Origin of the sequence: Aquabacterium soli (assembly GCF_003933735.1) — a bacterium.
Lineage (GTDB): Bacteria > Pseudomonadota > Gammaproteobacteria > Burkholderiales > Burkholderiaceae_C > Aquabacterium > Aquabacterium soli.
This window is the reverse complement of sequence record NZ_RSED01000112.1, coordinates 1-309: the sequence shown is the minus strand read 5'-3', so window position 1 is coordinate 309 and position 309 is coordinate 1. Positions and strand designations below refer to the sequence as shown.

1 protein-coding gene is annotated in these 309 nt (G+C 58.6%); it reads right to left on the bottom strand.

Going from position 1 to position 309, the window contains the following annotated elements; genetic code table 11:
• Positions 1-256 (bottom strand): hypothetical protein (locus EIP75_RS24815; RefSeq protein ID WP_233585038.1); only part of this gene is annotated, 256 nt, incomplete at its 3' end.
• Between the last annotated feature and the right edge of the window lie 53 nt (positions 257-309).

Genomic DNA, 309 nt, shown 5'->3' with positions numbered 1-309 from the left:
GGCCAACAAGCTGGCGCGCATCTGCTTCGCGTGCTTGCGAGACAAGGTGCCATACCAGGCCAGGATGGCGTGAAGGCGGCACAACGAAAACAGTCTTGAAGGAAGAAAACCAAGTTCCCCTCCCAGCGTTGCGACGAGATTGATCTCCCATCATGGCACCACGGGCAACACCCACACAGCTTGACGCCGATAACTGGACAGGCAGCTTCTGGCTTGCCGCTTGCAACGATTGGCGCAGTTGTGACGCAGATTCCATGTCGGCACGGGCCGCCTCACACAGGCTCAACCCAGATGCCGGATATACGACTG